Genomic DNA, 15,472 nt, shown 5'->3' on the forward strand with positions numbered 1-15,472 from the left:
TGTTTGGGCCTGCATAGACGAAACTGTCAAGTTCCTGTGTCCTGTTGCAGCCTGTTATGTTCATCGAAGAGCGCTCTGAAGATATCCGAAAGGAAGAGGCAATGGCTGCGGCAAGCAAGCAGAAAACCACGGAAAAAAGCGATCTGGTAATCGCAGGCGGCGGCTATGTCGGCCTCGTTACTGCCGTGGCGGTCAAGGCAGCGGCTCCGCATCTTTCTGTTGCCGTCATTGACGGCGCCCCGGTGGGCGCATGGAAGAAGGACCCACGGGCATCCTCCATTGCAGCGGCGGCTTCGCGCATGCTCGATAAACTCGGCTGCTGGCAGGAGATCGTTGCCGACGCGCAGCCGATCACTGAAATGGTCATCACTGATTCCCGCACCTCCGATCCTGTGCGCCCGGTCTTTCTAACCTTTTCAGGCGATGTGAACCCCGGCGAACCTTTCGCACACATGGTTGAAAACCGCGTGCTCAACACTGCGCTGCACAAAAAGGCACACGAACTCGGCATCACCTTCATTGAGGGCATGAGTGTCGAGACGTTTAAAACCAGCCCTAAATCCGTCACCGTCACGCTGGCCAATGGTGAAACACTCATCACACGTCTGTTGATTGCCGCGGATGGCGCAAAATCGCGCCTGCGTGACATTGCTGGCATCAAGACAGTGAACTGGGACTATGACCAATCAGGCATTGTCTGCAATGTTAAGCATGAGCGTCCGCATGGTGGCCGCGCGGATGAACATTTCCTGCCTGCCGGCCCCTTTGCCATCCTGCCACTCAAAGGCAATCGCAGTTCGCTCGTGTGGACAGAACGCAGAGCTGATGCCGAACGTCTGGTCCGCGAAGATGATTTCATCTTTGATGCCGAGCTTGAGCAGCGTTTTGGACACCGTCTTGGCGCGCTGCACGTTGAAGGCCCTCGCCGTGCTTTCCCGCTTGGCCTGACACTGGCCCGCGAATTTGTGAAGCCACGCTTTGCGCTTGTGGGCGATGCAGCCCACCGTATCCACCCGATTGCCGGCCAGGGCCTCAATCTCGGCTTCCGTGATGCAGCAGCCATTGCCCAAGTTATCGTTGAAACAGACCGCCTCGGCCTCGACATCGGCTCCTTTGCAGCGCTTGAGCGCTATCAGGCTTGGCGTCGTTTCGACACCGTGCAGATGGGCGTCACAACCGACGTGCTGACAAAATTGTTCTCCAACGACAATCCCGCAGTCCGGACCATCCGCGACATCGGACTGGGCCTTGTGGACCGCGTACCAAGCCTCAAATCCTTCTTCATCAAGCAGGCAGCCGGTCTTTCGGGCGAAACGCCGCGCCTATTGCAAGGCGAGGCGATTTAATCTGGAAGCTTGGGGAGGCTGCCCTATCTGGTGGTTAGAAACCAATCAAGAGGAGCTTCCCAATGGACAGAAAAGCAACCGCAGTCTGGAAAGGCACACTCAAGGAAGGCAAAGGCACGCTCAACACGCAGAGCGGCGCGCTCAAAGACCTTCCTTATGATTTCAAGGCGCGCTTTGAAGATGAAAGCGGACGCGCAGGCACAAATCCCGAAGAGCTTCTGGGGGCGGCGCACGCCGGCTGCCTCGCCATGCAGCTTTCAGCACTTCTGACAGAGCACGGCACACCACCGGAAAAGCTTGAAGCAACAGCGGCTATAAGCGTTGGACCGGCTTCAGGTGGTGGCTTTGCAATCAGCAAGAGCGCAATCACGCTTACAGCCACAATCCCTGGCATTGAAGAAGCTGATTTTGCGGCGCTGGCAAAAAAGGCGAAGGAATCCTGCCCCTTGTCAAAAGCACTGGGTGCCATTGAAGTGACACTGGACGCCAAGCTGGTTTAAAGCGTATCCCGAGAAGTGTGAAACGGATTTCGGACAAAGATGCTCGTTAAAATAAATAATGCGAGCGCCCATCTCACGCGAGCTGGCAGATAATCGAAAGGCGGGCATGGCCCGCCTTTTTCATTCGGGAAGATGACAGACCGCTTCGATATTATGCCCGTCAGGATCAAGCACGAAGGCTGCATAATAATCGGGATGATAATGCTCGCGGATTCCCGGTTTGCCATTGTCACGCCCACCCGCAGCCATGGCAGCCTCATAAAAGCGATCAACCTCCGAGCGGGTGCCTGCCGAAAAAGCCACATGCAAAACGCCTTCGAGTTTTGCGCCCTTCTGCTTGCCGATCCAGAATTCCGGCTTGCCATTGCGGCCATAGCCGACCCAGTCACCAAACTCCATCGCCCGCGTGATGCCGAGTGGCGCCAACGCAGCGTCATAGAAAGCGCTGGACTTTGGCATGCTGGAAATATTGAAACCGATATGATCAAGCATGATGCCCCCCTGAAGCAGCGTTAAGTTTCTGCTTTCAGATCAGATATGGCCAGCACGGAAAAATCAAGCCTCCGCCATTATTTTGGCAAAAGAAAAGGGAGGCAGAGCCTCCCTTCTATCGATTATGAAAACACGTTCTACACGCGGCGCTCGACCATCATCTTCTTGATTTCGGCAATCGCCTTGGCAGGGTTGAGACCCTTCGGGCAGGTCTGCGCGCAGTTCATGATGGTGTGGCAGCGATAGAGGCGGAACGGATCTTCGAGATTGTCGAGACGTTCGCCCTTGGCTTCGTCGCGACTGTCGATCAGCCAGCGATAGGCCTGAAGCAGCACAGCCGGTCCAAGGTAACGATCGCCATTCCACCAATAGCTTGGGCACGAGGTCGAGCAGCAAGCGCAGAGAATGCATTCGTAAAGACCATCGAGCTTCTGACGATCTTCGTGGCTCTGCAGCCATTCCTTCTGCGGCTCCGGCGATACCGTCTTGAGCCAAGGCTCAATCGAACGGTGCTGGGCGTAGAAGTTGCTCAAATCCGGCACCAGATCCTTCACCACCGGCATATGCGGCAGCGGATAAACCTTGATGGAGCCCTTGATCTCATCCATGCCCTTCGTACAGGCAAGCGTGTTGGCACCATCAATGTTCATGGCGCAGGACCCGCAAATGCCTTCACGGCACGAACGGCGCAGCGTCAGCGTCGGGTCAATCTTGTTCTTGATATAAAGAAGACCGTCGAGCACCATCGGGCCGCAATCGTCACGATCGACATAATACGTGTCGATGCTTGGATTTGCGTCGTCATCCGGCGACCAGCGATAAATGCGGAACTCCGTGACATTCTTGGCACCATCTGGACGCGGCCAGGTCTTGCCTTCCTGCATGCGGGAGTTCTTGGGAAGTGCGAGTTCAACCATTGCTCATTCCCTCGATCAGTAAACGCGCTTCTTGGGCGCAATCTTGGCCAGATTGATGCCGCCTTCTTCCTCGGTCGTCAGCGGATCGAGATGAACTGGACGGTAATCAAGCTTCACTTCGCCATTTGGCGACAGCCAGGAAAGGGTGTGTTTACGCCATTCGGCATCGTTACGGTCCGGGAAATCCTCATGCGCATGCGCACCGCGGCTTTCTTGACGGGCTTCAGCCGAAACGACTGTCACCATCGCGTTTGCCATCAGATTTTCCAGTTCCAGCGTTTCAACCAGATCCGAATTCCAGATCATCGAACGGTCACTGACCTTAACGTCAGGCAGTTCTTTCCAGATTGCGGACATACGCTCGACGCCTTGCTTGAGCGATTCAGAAGTCCGGAAAACGGCTGCATCTTCCTGCATGGTGCGCTGCATTTTTTCGCGCAGTTCTGCGGTCGGTGTCGAGCCGTTGGCATAACGCAGGCGATGGAAGCGATCCATGATCTTATCGACGGCTGCTTCGTTGATGTCAGGAATCTTCGCAGCGCGGTCGATCACTTCGCCAGCGCGAATTGCAGCCGCACGGCCAAACACAACAAGGTCAATCAGCGAGTTGGAGCCAAGACGGTTGGCACCATGCACGGATGCGCAACCTGCTTCACCCACAGCCATCAGGCCCGGCTGAACGCGGTCAGGATCTTCTTGCGTCGGGTTCAGCACTTCGCCCCAATAATTGGTTGGAATGCCGCCCATATTATAGTGCACGGTTGGCAGAACCGGGATCGGTTCCTTGGTCACATCAACGCCTGCGAAAATCTTGGCCGACTCGGAAATACCCGGCAGGCGTTCATGCAGAACAGCCGGATCAAGATGGTCGAGATGCAGGTAGATGTGGTCCTTGTTCTTGCCAACGCCGCGACCAGCGCGGATTTCCATGGTCATGCAGCGCGAAACAACGTCACGCGAGGCCAGATCCTTGGCGGAAGGCGCATAACGCTCCATGAAGCGCTCGCCTTCGGAATTAACGAGATAGCCGCCTTCGCCGCGTGCGCCTTCCGTAATCAGGCAGCCCGCGCCGTAAATGCCGGTTGGGTGGAACTGAACGAATTCCATGTCCTGGAGCGGAAGCCCCGCACGCGCCGCCATGCCGCCGCCGTCGCCGGTGCAGGTATGCGCCGAAGTCGCCGAGAAATAGGAACGACCATAACCACCCGTCGCCAGAACCACCATTTTGGCAGAAAAGCGATGGATCGTCCCATCATCAAGGTTCCACGCAACAACGCCGGTGCAAACACCATCAGTCATGATGAGATCAAGCGCGAAATATTCAATGAAGAACTGCGCGTTGTTTTTCAGCGACTGGCCGTAAAGCGTATGCAGGATCGCATGACCGGTACGGTCAGCGGCCGCACACGTGCGCTGTACTGGTGGACCATCACCAAAATTCTGCATGTGGCCGCCGAATGGGCGCTGATAGATTTTGCCTTCTTCGGTACGCGAGAACGGAACGCCGTAATGTTCCAGCTCATAAACCGCAGCCGGTGCTTCACGCGCCAGATATTCCATAGCGTCCGTATCGCCCAGCCAGTCCGACCCCTTGACGGTGTCGTACATATGCCACTGCCAGCTATCCGGCCCCATATTTTTCAGCGAAGCGGCAATGCCGCCCTGCGCTGCAACCGTGTGCGAACGCGTTGGGAACACTTTGGTGATACAGGCGGTCTTAAAACCCTGTTCGGCCATACCGAGCGTTGCACGCAGGCCAGCACCGCCAGCGCCAACGACAACAACGTCGAATTTGTGATCGATGAACGTATAGTTCTTTTCGCCCGCAGCATTGGCTGCATTGTTTTGTGCACTAGCCATCGGGCTATCAACCTCCGAAGCTCAGCTTGAGGATCGCATAAACGCAAGCCACGCCCACAACCACCGTGAAAAAGGTGTTGAGCATGACGAGCAGGACCTTCATGCCTTCGCCGTGAATGTAATCTTCAATAATAACCTGCATGCCAAGACGCATGTGATAGACGCCGGTCAGCACGAACAGCGCCATCACCAGAGCGGTGAACGGATGCGCCAAAGCGGCCTTTACTTCGGCATAGCTTGCGCCGTGAAGCGAAATAACCAGACCGATGAAAAACAGAACGAGCGGCACGAGTGCGACAGCACTCATGCGCTGAAACCAGAAATGGCCGGTGCCTTCCTTGGCCGAGCCAAGTCCACGAACCTTGCCGAGAGGCGTACGCATATCGTTCATGTCAGAACTCCTTTCAGCGCACTGCAAAAGCAACAACCCAGACAAGGATCGTTGCAGGCAGCGAGAAGGCCAGCGTCAGCCATGCAATCTTGCTGGCTGTGTGCTTTTCAAGACCGGCACCCATGTCCCAGATGAAATGGCGCACACCGCCGGCCAGATGGTGCAGAAGCGCCCAGGTGTAGCCAAACAGAACCAGATAGCCAAACCACGAACTGTAGATTGCGCTTACGGTGTTGAAGGCATCTTCACCGATTGCAGCCGCAATCAGCCATGCAGCGAGGAGAAGGGTTCCGAAATAAAGGGCGCCGCCCGTGATACGATGGATGATGGACATCGTCATCGTGATCTTTGGTCGATAAATCGACAAATGCGGCGACAAAGGACGCTGACGCGTTGCGGTCGGTTGTGTCATGGCTCTCGTGGGCTTCCCTGACGTTTCTACCCGCCTTATCCCGCCAAACACGTTTGGCATGACAAAGCGAATGGCCGGTTCATGCAGAACCGAGTTCGATGTCGTTCACAGCACAGGAAACAGAATCTTCAATCCTGCGCCGGCACGACCCAGAAAATGTGGCTGGATCGTGTCACACGACCCTATGAGGCGCTTTCTACTGCGCTTTCACCACCACGTCAAAGACGCTTTTTCACGAAAAGACTAACAATTGGTCGCACCTCAACGACACATTCGCGTGATTCCTGAATTCAAACGATTGAAGTCGATGTTTCACAAAAACATGTGTAATTTCATCTACTTTTGCGGACGCAGCTTAGTTGCCAAAGCGAATCACATAGCTGGACCAGTCGGCAGCGGCGGCAATCTGCTCATATAACTTGCGGCCATCTTCAGGAACACGCGGCGCATTGAGCATAAGCTTCGACCAGCTGCGCTCTTCCGCCTTGTCGGCAAGCAGATCAATAAACGCTTTGGCGATACCCTTACCGCGATGATCATGATGCACATAAATATGGTCAACCTGGCCGGCGCGCAGGCCGGAAATAGGTTCAGGAAGATCATAAAAAATCACAAAGCCAACCAGATTGCCATCCACGCGTGCGCCGAGAATTTCTGTGGCACGATCCTGCAAAAGCTGCTCGGCGTAAAACTCATCCGGGCGACGTGGTGCCCCGCGCTTCAACGCTTGTGCATAACTCGCAAGCAGAGGCGCAAACTCATGCGCGTCCCGCAGATGAAGCAGCCCGATATCGACGGAATGATCATTGGTCATAAGAACTCTCTCTCGAAACACAGCCCAGCATCACGGAGCTCAACGATTGTAGACGCCAGCCCGACCAAAGGTAAAGCACGGCGCGCACAAAATCAGATGAGCCAGAGCATTTCCTGTTTGATTGAAGCATTGGAAGTGCTCAACGACCTTTGGCAGCACCACGAAGCTCGACCACATTATCGTCAAGCATCATCGGAAGTGCCGTGCGAACGCAATTGCGGCCATTCTTCTTGGCTTCATAGAGCGCGCCATCAGCCCGCTTAAAGACATCGGCAAAGACATCGTCGAACTCCATTTCCGTCACGCCAAAACTCACCGCGAAACCCACATCGCCCGAAGGACCGGAAAGCGTTATATCGGCACAGGCCAGCCGCACGCGTTCAGCAAAACGCCATGCCGACTGGATGGTATGGCCGGGCAACAGAACAGCGAATTCCTCGCCGCCCATCCGTGCGGCAATGCCATCCTTCGCCGCCGCCGCACGACGCAATTCATCAGCAAAAGCTGCAATCACCCTGTCGCCCAAAGCGTGTCCATGGGTATCGTTGATCGACTTGAAGTAATCAATATCGCAGATAATGAGCGAAAGTGCCTGTCGCATGCGCTTGGATTTTTCGATCGCCGCTTCGGCGCGGAACTCAAAACCGCGCCGGTTGAGAAGTCCGGAAAGCTGATCCGTCTCCGAACGCAGCGTCACATCGGAAATCAGCTCCCCCATCAGACTGAGCAGAAGCAGCAAACCACCGGCAACCGAAAGCCCGGCACCGATCGACTGAACCAGCAGCGCATAATTGGTATGCATATAATCATCAGGCGAAGCACCAACACCGCCGACCATAGTGGCGAGAACCGGTTTAATCAGAAAATGAAGGGCGCTCACCATAAAGAGCGCCGCCATCATGCCATCCAATGCCCCCCACGACCTGCCAAAGGGCTTGCTGCGGGAATGAACGCTCGTGCGGCTGCGCAAAACGATCCACGCAGCCAGCACGAGGATCAGAAAATACGGCAACTGATAAAGAATACGGCCAAGCATCTGACTGCGGGCGATATCGTAAATCGCAAAGATCATGACCAGCGAACCGGCAAAGAGAAGCCCCAGCCGCACCCACGGCACAGGAAGACCATACATGCGGGCAAGACCGACAACCAGACAGGAAAGCGTTATGAAATACATGCCAAAACTGAGCATGTAAGCGAATTTCTGGCTGGGGAGGAAGGAGATGAGGATCTCAGTGAGAAAGTACAGCATCGCAAAAACAAAGCCGAGCCCAAACACGGGGGCGGCAGCGTTATCACGGGCATAGGCAGCGATACCGAAAAAGGTGAGAGCAAACAGACCCGAAACCGTCGTATTTATAAGCAGTATGAACTCAGCACCATCCATCCGTCCATCCCTGCATATATCTGGTGGCGCGAGAAGACCATACCCCGCACCATTCATTGAATGCCATATTAGACCAAAACCGCTAAAAAAGCATCTAATTTAGAAATGCAAATAATACGTTGTTTACGAAACAAAAAAACCGCCGGATCACTCCGGCGGTTTTCTCAATCATCTTTTACGACCATCAGTTCCAGTCGCGAATGTCCACGAAATGACCGGCAATCGCTGCAGCGGCTGCCATGGCGGGCGAAACGAGATGCGTGCGACCCTTGAAGCCCTGACGGCCTTCAAAGTTACGGTTTGACGTCGAAGCGCAACGCTCACCCGGCTTCAGACGGTCATCATTCATGGCAAGGCACATCGAACAGCCCGGCTCGCGCCAGTCAAAACCCGCTTCGATAAAAATCTTGTCGAGACCTTCGGCTTCCGCCTGCTCCTTCACAAGGCCCGAACCCGGAACGATCATGGCGTTCACGCTTGCCGCAACCTTCTTGCCTTCGACCATACGGGCTGCATCGCGCAAATCCTCAATACGTCCGTTCGTGCAAGATCCGATGAAAACGCGGTCAATGGCGATGTCCGTCATCTTGGTGCCGGGCTTCAGGCCCATATAGTCAAGCGCACGCCACTTGGATGCACGCTTGGTTTCGTCCTTGATCTCGTCCGGGTTGGGAACGATACCGGTGACGAAGACCACATCTTCCGGCGATGAGCCCCAGGATACAACCGGCGAAATCTTGGCAGCATCAAGCTCGACGATCTTGTCGAAATGCGCCCCTTCATCCGAATTGAGCGTCTTCCAATACCGGATCGCCTGCTCAAGCTCTTCGCCCTTGGGCGCACGCGGCTTGTCTTTGATATATTCAAATGTGGTTTCATCCGGCGCAATAAGACCGGCGCGCGCACCACCTTCAATCGACATGTTGCAGACGGTCATACGACCTTCCATCGACAGCGAGCGAATGGCGCTGCCTGCATATTCGATCACGTAGCCGGTGCCACCTGCGGTGCCGATTTCGCCGATGATGGCAAGCGTGATGTCCTTGGCAGTAACGCCCGGAGCCAGTTCACCCTCAACACGCACCAGCATGTTCTTGGCTTTTTTCTGGATCAGCGTCTGCGTTGCCAGAACATGTTCGACTTCCGATGTGCCGATACCATGCGCCAGCGAACCAAATGCACCATGCGTCGATGTATGGCTGTCACCGCACACAATCGTCATGCCCGGCAGCGTAAAGCCCTGCTCTGGACCAACGATATGCACCACGCCCTGACGACGATCACGCTCGGAATAATATTCAACGCCAAAATCAGCGGCATTCTTGGCAAGAGCCTCAACCTGAATGCGGCTTTCTTCATTCTTGATGCCGTTGATACGATCTGGCGATGTTGGAACATTATGATCGACAACAGCCAGTGTACGCTCTGGATGGCGCACCTTGCGGCCCGTCATGCGCAGGCCTTCGAAAGCCTGTGGGCTTGTCACTTCATGCACAAGATGGCGATCAATATAAAGGAGGCAGGTACCATCGTCCTGCTGATCCACCACATGGTCGTCCCAGATCTTGTCATAAAGTGTACGCGGCGCGCTCATTGCGAGAGTTCCTTTGAATAGTTCTTAATTGGCTGTCATATGCACCCGCCACCGCATTTCGTCAAGAAACACAAACCGCAACAGGGTGTCGCAGTAACAATCTTGCGCAATGTAGGCGAAATTGTGCAATATGTTACGCAGCCTTTTGGCTTTTGCAAATAAAAAAGGCGACCCAAAGGCCGCCCTTTTCAGATTCTTGCACAACTGGCTTATTCAGCAGCAGTCTTTGCAGCTTCTGCCTTGGCAGCAGCGATCTTGTCGGCTTCGCGTTCTGCCTTGGAGCGGTTGTCTTTCTTTTCAGCAATACGTGCAGCCTTACCGGTGAGGCCACGGAGGTAGTAAAGCTTCGCGCGACGGACCTTACCGCGGCGAACAACTTCAACACCTTCTACGATTGGCGAATAAACCGGGAATACGCGCTCAACGCCTTCGCCGTAAGAAATCTTACGAACGGTGAAGTTTTCGTTGATGCCAGCGCCGGAACGGGCAATGCAAACGCCTTCATAGGCCTGCACACGGGTACGTGTACCTTCGGTAACGCGCACCTGAACGCGAACGCTGTCACCTGGCTGGAAATCTGGAAGCTTGCGCTTTTCTTCGATCTTGGCTGCCTGTTCGGCTTCAAGCTGACGAATGATATTCATCGTCTCTTCCTTCTGAATTCTTCTCAAACAGCCAGAGCGCTCTGCACTCACCACCAAGCATCTTTGGCCCTGTGGTTATGCCCGAAAAATCAGGCAGGAGCGGTACACCATTTATTGGTTTAAAGATGTCGGGCTTTTGCCCAACTGGCGCGGCAATACACCATTGCTGTCAATGAATCAATATCAGCGCAACGAAATCGCTATTTTCCGCCAATACGGCCAAGATGCGTATCCTGAAAACCGGTTCCGTATTTAAGGCCGAAGCCAAGCGCACGATCCACGCCAATATGAACAGCCCAGATAAGCGCAATCAAAAGGCAAACTGGCCAGCTCATAACCCAGCCAAGCACGGCCACAAGCACAACGCCAATCCAGCTATGCGCGATATTATAGACGACAGCGCCCGTGCGTGGTCCTTTAAGATAAGCAAAGAACGATAGATCCGGTGCAAGGACGAGAATCGCAAACAGCCACCAGTTTGCGCCCATCACCCAATATGCGCCAAGCGCCAACAGCGCCAGAGAAAGGCTTTCAAGCCGCTGGATCAGGTTCATGAGCGCTTGCCCTTGCGATAGGCTTCCCAAAGATCAGGACGCCGTTCTTCTGTAATGCGTTCAGCCTCAGCATGGCGCCATTTATCAATCGCACCATGATTGCCGGAGGTGAGAATTTCAGGGATCGAGCGATCCTCCCAAATCTGCGGGCGGGTATAATGCGGATGTTCCAGAAGCCCGGTTTCAAAGCTTTCCGTCTCGCCCGATTCCCGGTTGCCCATCACGCCAGGCAAAAGCCGCACAATCGCATCCAGCAAAACGATGGCCGCAGTCTCGCCACCCGACAGAATATAATCGCCGATCGAAATCTCTTCGAGCGCGCGTCCTTCGATCACCCGCTCATCGACACCTTCAAAACGGCCACACAGAATAATCGCGCCCGGACCGTCAGCCAGTTCACGCACGCGCTTTTGTGTGAGCGGCGCACCGCGCGGACTCATCAGCAGCATCGGGCGATCATCAGCAACCGAATCGAGCGCGCGCGCCACCACGTCCGGTTTCATCACCATGCCCGCACCACCACCCGATGGCGTGTCATCCACCATGCGGTGCTTGCCTTCAGCAAAATCGCGAATCTGCACTGTATCAAGCAACCACGTGCTTTCAGAAAGCGCCTTGCCAGCAAGCGAAATGCCAAGCGGCCCCGGAAACATTTCAGGATAAAGCGTCAGCACCGAAGCATGAAATCCCGGTCGCGCTTTATCCGTATCAGAAAGCGCGCTCATGATTTCTTTGGTCGCTTCTGGTCGTTTTGCTGCTTGGTATATTCGCGAAGCGCTGCCTCATCATCCTCGGCAATCAGTCCCGCAGCATAAGGCTCGACCGTTATAGTCCCCTTGTCAAAATCGATTTCCGGCACCGCTGCTTCCGTAAACGGGATCAGCATTGGACGTTTGCCTTTGAGACTGAGCTCAATCAGATCGCCGCCACCAAAATCGAAAAGGGCACTCACAACCCCATAGGATTGACCGTTCGCATCAACGGCTTCAAGCCCGATCAAATCCGTCTGGAAAAACTCATCTTCATCAAGTTCATCATCGTGCAATTGTGAGCGGTCGATGAAAAGCTCGGTGCCGTTGAGCGCTTCGGCAGCATTGCGATCATTGACGCCCTTGAAGCGAACAACAACCACTGTCTTTGCCGCACGGGCTTCCAGCACCTCATAGGCCTTGCCCTGCGCATCATAGAGATGGCCGTAATCAGCAATAGCCAGCGGATCATCGGTAAATGTCTTGACCCGGACTTCGCCACGTATGCCATGCGCGGCTCCGATGACGGCAAGCTGGATTGGGTTCTCGGGACGAGGCATGAATATTTCCGTGATTAGATACAATTGCTAATCGCATACCCAATTTCTCGCAAGAACGCCAAGGAAAAGAGCGAAAAGCAATATTTACTGCCCGGCAACCTATCGCTGTCACACTGCACCGACAACAACGCCAAGAGCGAATCCCGATCATGACCAGCAAAGCCGAATTCCTTATCCCAGCCCGCGCCGACCTTGCGGCGGCACGCGAGGAATGGCTGAAATCACTCAAAGACATGCGCCGTCTTTCGGAAAACACCCTTGAAGCCTATGAGCGCGACACACGCCAGTTTCTGCAATTCATGACCGGGCATCTGGGCGAGCCGCCGTCGATCAAAGACATCGGCAATCTGCGTATCGCGGATTTGCGCTCCTATCTTGCCAATCGCCGCAACAATGGTGCAGGCGCGCGCACGCTTGGCCGCGGTCTCGCAGGCGTTCGCTCGCTGTTGCGGCATCTGGAACGGCGCGGCCTGATCAATGCAGCCGGTGCAGGTGCCATACGCGCACCGCGCCAGCCAAAGTCGCTGCCAAAGCCACTCACCGCAGAAGATGCGCGCCGCGTTGTTGCTGCCGATGGCCAGATGGCGGAAGAGCCGTGGATTGCAGCGCGCAATGCTGCCGTTCTCACACTGCTCTATGGGTGCGGCCTGCGCATTTCAGAAGCTTTAAGCCTTGCAGGTGATGCGCTAAACGACCCATCCGTGCTTTCGATCACCATCACCGGTAAAGGCGGCAAGTCCCGCATGGTGCCACTGTTGCCAGCGGTGCATCGCGCCGTGGCGCAATACAGAGCGCTTTGCCCGTTTGATCTTTCGCCCGACAAAGCTTTGTTCCGCGGTGCCAAGGGCGGACAGCTTCATGCCGCCATTATTCAACGCGAGATGCAGAAACTGCGTGCCGGCCTCGGCCTTCCCGATACCGCAACCCCGCATGCCCTGCGCCATTCCTTTGCCACGCATCTGCTTGGCCGTGGCGGCGATCTGCGCACCATTCAGGAGCTGCTCGGTCATGCGAGCCTTTCAACAACACAGGTCTATACCGGCGTCGATACCGCGCGCCTTCTCGAAGTGTATGACAACGCGCATCCCCGCGCCTGACTACGCTGTTTCGGAACAATCAGCGCAACCGGCGGCACCGCCTGCCCCACCGGCACAAAACTGACAAAAAAGGCCTGCGCGAGCAGGCCTTTCTTCATATCGGTTTGAACCAATAATTACATATGGATTGGTTTGGCAAAGGTTGCCAGCGCCGATTCACGAACGGCTTCCGACATGGTTGGATGCGCGTGGCAGGTGCGTGCGAGATCTTCGGACGAACCACCAAACTCCATCAGAACAGCCAGCTCGTGGATCATTTCGCCGGCATTATAGCCGAGGATATGGGCGCCAAGAACGCGATCCGTTGCCTTGTCGGCGAGGATCTTCACAAAGCCATCCGTGTGCTGCATGGCGCGTGCGCGACCATTGGCCGTGAACGGGAATTTGCCGATCTTGTATTCGATACCTGCGGCTTTCAGCTCTTCCTCGGTCTTGCCAACGGAGGCGACTTCCGGCTGCGTATAAACAACGCTTGGAATAACGTCGAAGTTTACATGTCCCGCCTGACCGGCGATGATTTCCGCAACGGCAATGCCTTCGTCTTCGGCCTTATGTGCGAGCATTGGGCCCTGAACCACGTCACCGATGGCATAAATGCCCTCGACATTGGTGCGCCAATGATCATCGATTGCCACACGACCGCGATCATCGACATTGACGCCTGCTTCAGCAAGACCAAGACCATCGGTATAAGGACGGCGGCCCGTCGAAATCAGAACGGCATCGGCTTCGAGTGTTTCCGCATCGCCGCCCTTGACTGGTTCAAAGGTCACTTTTGCGCCCTTACCAGCCTTTTCAACGCCCGTCACCTTTGCGCCAAGCTTGAAAACAATGCCCTGCTTTTCAAGAAGACGCTGGAACTGCTTGGACACTTCGCCGTCCATCGCGCCCAGAACCTTGTCGAGATATTCGACAACCGTCACTTTCGCACCAAGACGGGACCAGACGGAACCAAGCTCCAGACCGATCACGCCGCCGCCAACGACAACCAGATGACCCGGAACCTTGTCGAGCGCGATTGCCCCCGTTGAAGACAGGATGACCTTCTCATCGATGTCCACCTTGACACCGGGAATGCCAGCAACGTCCGAACCAGTTGCGATAATGATGTTCTTGGCTTCGATTTCCTGAACGCTGCCATCTTCGGCCGTCACGGAAACCTTGCCCTTGGCAACGATCTTGCCAGTGCCGATGAATGGCGTGATCTTGTTCTTTTTGAACAGGAATTCGACGCCCGACGTATTCGACTTCACCGTCGCATCCTTGTGCGCCATCATCTTTTCAAGATTGAGCTTCGGCGTACCGACTTCAACACCCAGCGTATCAAAAGAATGTCCGGCTTCCGCAAACACTTCCGATGCGTGCAACAACGCCTTGGAAGGAATGCAGCCAACGTTGAGACACGTGCCGCCAAAGGTCTTGCGCTTTTCGATCACCGCCACCGAAAGGCCAAGCTGTGCGGCCTTGATTGCAGCAACATAACCGCCGGGGCCGGTACCGATGACAACCACATCGTATGACATTAAACTATCCTTCTTCAGTCTGATCCAGAATGGCCGTTACGGCCCTTAAACTGTTACAAAACCGGAAATCCGGTCATTCTTCAGGGGTGCAGGCCTTGAAACGAAACGTCTCGAACTGAAGCGGCTTTTCAGGCTTCGCTGCACCAAAATCATATCCGTCGAGCGCTGTTGCCAGATCGGGAAACAGAATGGCCTGCGCTGCCGGCTCATCGGCCTTGGGCAACACATCGGCTTCCGCACCTTCTTTCAGCGCATAGATAACACTCTGCCAGAGACTGCAATCATCAAGGTCTTCAGGGTCAGTGCCACCGTTCTTGCAGTTATAGGTAATGAGCGCATACGGACGTGCAACGCCCTCTTCCGGCCAGATCACCAGACCGGAAAGCTTGAACTCCGGCTTGTCATCGGCGGTAATCGTGAATTCATTGGTGGGGGCCGGATTCATCTTGAGCGCGTTCGACTGCCCCTCATGAAACGTGAGCGTGTAAGCATCACCCCGGTCACGATACACTGCACGGTTCTGCGTGCAAGCGGCCTGAACAGCACTTGAGAAAACCGTAACGGCGAGCGCAGATGCTGCCACCACTTTGAAGAGCTTCTTAACATCAGGCATCTGTCGGTTCTCCTCGTTC

General features: G+C 55.1%; 17 protein-coding genes. 3 read left to right on the forward strand and 14 right to left on the reverse strand.

What is annotated here, in order from left to right:
- Positions 1-101: 101 nt before the first annotated feature.
- Positions 102-1,346 (forward strand): ubiquinone biosynthesis hydroxylase, encoded by a 1,245-nt coding sequence (locus OPR82_RS00310; RefSeq protein ID WP_265982357.1) that lies wholly within the window; start codon positions 102-104, stop codon positions 1,344-1,346.
- Between the two features lie 62 nt (positions 1,347-1,408).
- Positions 1,409-1,846, forward strand: a complete 438-nt coding sequence (locus OPR82_RS00315; protein WP_265982358.1) for an OsmC family protein — start codon at positions 1,409-1,411, stop codon at positions 1,844-1,846.
- 120 nt (positions 1,847-1,966) lie between these two features.
- On the opposite strand, the gene OPR82_RS00320 is transcribed toward OPR82_RS00315, so the two are convergent.
- The 12 genes from OPR82_RS00320 to rimM form a co-directional block, all read right to left on the reverse strand.
- Entirely contained in the window at positions 1,967-2,338 is a 372-nt protein-coding gene (locus tag OPR82_RS00320) for a VOC family protein (RefSeq protein ID WP_265982359.1), read from the reverse strand.
- 137 nt (positions 2,339-2,475) lie between these two features.
- A complete protein-coding gene (locus OPR82_RS00325) occupies positions 2,476-3,255 on the reverse strand; it encodes a succinate dehydrogenase iron-sulfur subunit (protein WP_265982360.1) in 780 nt (259 codons plus the stop codon).
- A gap of 15 nt (positions 3,256-3,270) precedes the next feature.
- The gene (sdhA, locus tag OPR82_RS00330; protein WP_265982361.1) at positions 3,271-5,115 is read right to left on the reverse strand and encodes a succinate dehydrogenase flavoprotein subunit; all 1,845 of its coding nucleotides are present in this window, start codon (positions 5,113-5,115) and stop codon (positions 3,271-3,273) included.
- A gap of 7 nt (positions 5,116-5,122) precedes the next feature.
- Positions 5,123-5,506, reverse strand: coding sequence for a succinate dehydrogenase, hydrophobic membrane anchor protein (sdhD, locus tag OPR82_RS00335; RefSeq protein WP_265982362.1), 384 nt, complete (start codon positions 5,504-5,506; stop codon positions 5,123-5,125).
- 13 nt (positions 5,507-5,519) lie between these two features.
- Complete coding sequence (gene sdhC, locus OPR82_RS00340) at positions 5,520-5,918, reverse strand: succinate dehydrogenase, cytochrome b556 subunit (RefSeq protein WP_265982363.1); 399 nt, start codon at positions 5,916-5,918, stop codon at positions 5,520-5,522.
- Positions 5,919-6,273: 355 nt separating this feature from the next.
- Positions 6,274-6,732: a GNAT family N-acetyltransferase gene (locus tag OPR82_RS00345; RefSeq protein ID WP_265982364.1), complete on the reverse strand. Its 459-nt coding sequence runs from the start codon at positions 6,730-6,732 to the stop codon at positions 6,274-6,276.
- 139 nt (positions 6,733-6,871) lie between these two features.
- A complete protein-coding gene (locus tag OPR82_RS00350; RefSeq protein WP_265982365.1) occupies positions 6,872-8,119 on the reverse strand; it encodes a GGDEF domain-containing protein in 1,248 nt (415 codons plus the stop codon).
- 184 nt (positions 8,120-8,303) lie between these two features.
- Positions 8,304-9,713: a 3-isopropylmalate dehydratase large subunit gene (gene leuC / locus OPR82_RS00355; RefSeq protein ID WP_265982366.1), complete on the reverse strand. Its 1,410-nt coding sequence runs from the start codon at positions 9,711-9,713 to the stop codon at positions 8,304-8,306.
- Positions 9,714-9,922: 209 nt separating this feature from the next.
- Positions 9,923-10,357 carry a 50S ribosomal protein L19 gene (gene rplS, locus OPR82_RS00360; RefSeq protein ID WP_265982367.1) on the reverse strand — a complete coding sequence of 145 codons (435 nt, stop codon included), beginning with the start codon at positions 10,355-10,357 and terminating at the stop codon, positions 9,923-9,925.
- Between the two features lie 200 nt (positions 10,358-10,557).
- Positions 10,558-10,911 carry a DUF4260 domain-containing protein gene (locus OPR82_RS00365; RefSeq protein ID WP_265982368.1) on the reverse strand — a complete coding sequence of 118 codons (354 nt, stop codon included), beginning with the start codon at positions 10,909-10,911 and terminating at the stop codon, positions 10,558-10,560.
- Complete coding sequence (gene trmD, locus OPR82_RS00370) at positions 10,908-11,636, reverse strand: tRNA (guanosine(37)-N1)-methyltransferase TrmD (RefSeq protein WP_265982369.1); 729 nt, start codon at positions 11,634-11,636, stop codon at positions 10,908-10,910. The genes OPR82_RS00365 and trmD overlap by 4 nt, the downstream gene beginning before the upstream one ends.
- Complete coding sequence (gene rimM, locus OPR82_RS00375; protein WP_265982370.1) at positions 11,633-12,220, reverse strand: ribosome maturation factor RimM; 588 nt, start codon at positions 12,218-12,220, stop codon at positions 11,633-11,635. The genes trmD and rimM overlap by 4 nt, the downstream gene beginning before the upstream one ends.
- A gap of 149 nt (positions 12,221-12,369) precedes the next feature.
- Here rimM and OPR82_RS00380 point away from each other — a divergent pair, with 149 nt between their 5' ends.
- Positions 12,370-13,317 carry a tyrosine recombinase XerC gene (locus tag OPR82_RS00380; protein ID WP_265982371.1) on the forward strand — a complete coding sequence of 316 codons (948 nt, stop codon included), beginning with the start codon at positions 12,370-12,372 and terminating at the stop codon, positions 13,315-13,317.
- Positions 13,318-13,433: 116 nt separating this feature from the next.
- Here OPR82_RS00380 and lpdA read toward each other — a convergent pair whose 3' ends face one another.
- Both lpdA and OPR82_RS00390 read right to left on the reverse strand, forming a co-directional pair.
- Entirely contained in the window at positions 13,434-14,840 is a 1,407-nt protein-coding gene (lpdA, locus tag OPR82_RS00385; protein WP_265982372.1) for a dihydrolipoyl dehydrogenase, read from the reverse strand.
- Between the two features lie 73 nt (positions 14,841-14,913).
- Entirely contained in the window at positions 14,914-15,453 is a 540-nt protein-coding gene (locus tag OPR82_RS00390; protein ID WP_265982373.1) for a hypothetical protein, read from the reverse strand.
- Positions 15,454-15,472 lie beyond the last annotated feature (19 nt).

It is taken from the genome of Ochrobactrum chromiisoli (assembly GCF_026241335.1).
GTDB lineage: Bacteria > Pseudomonadota > Alphaproteobacteria > Rhizobiales > Rhizobiaceae > Brucella > Brucella chromiisoli.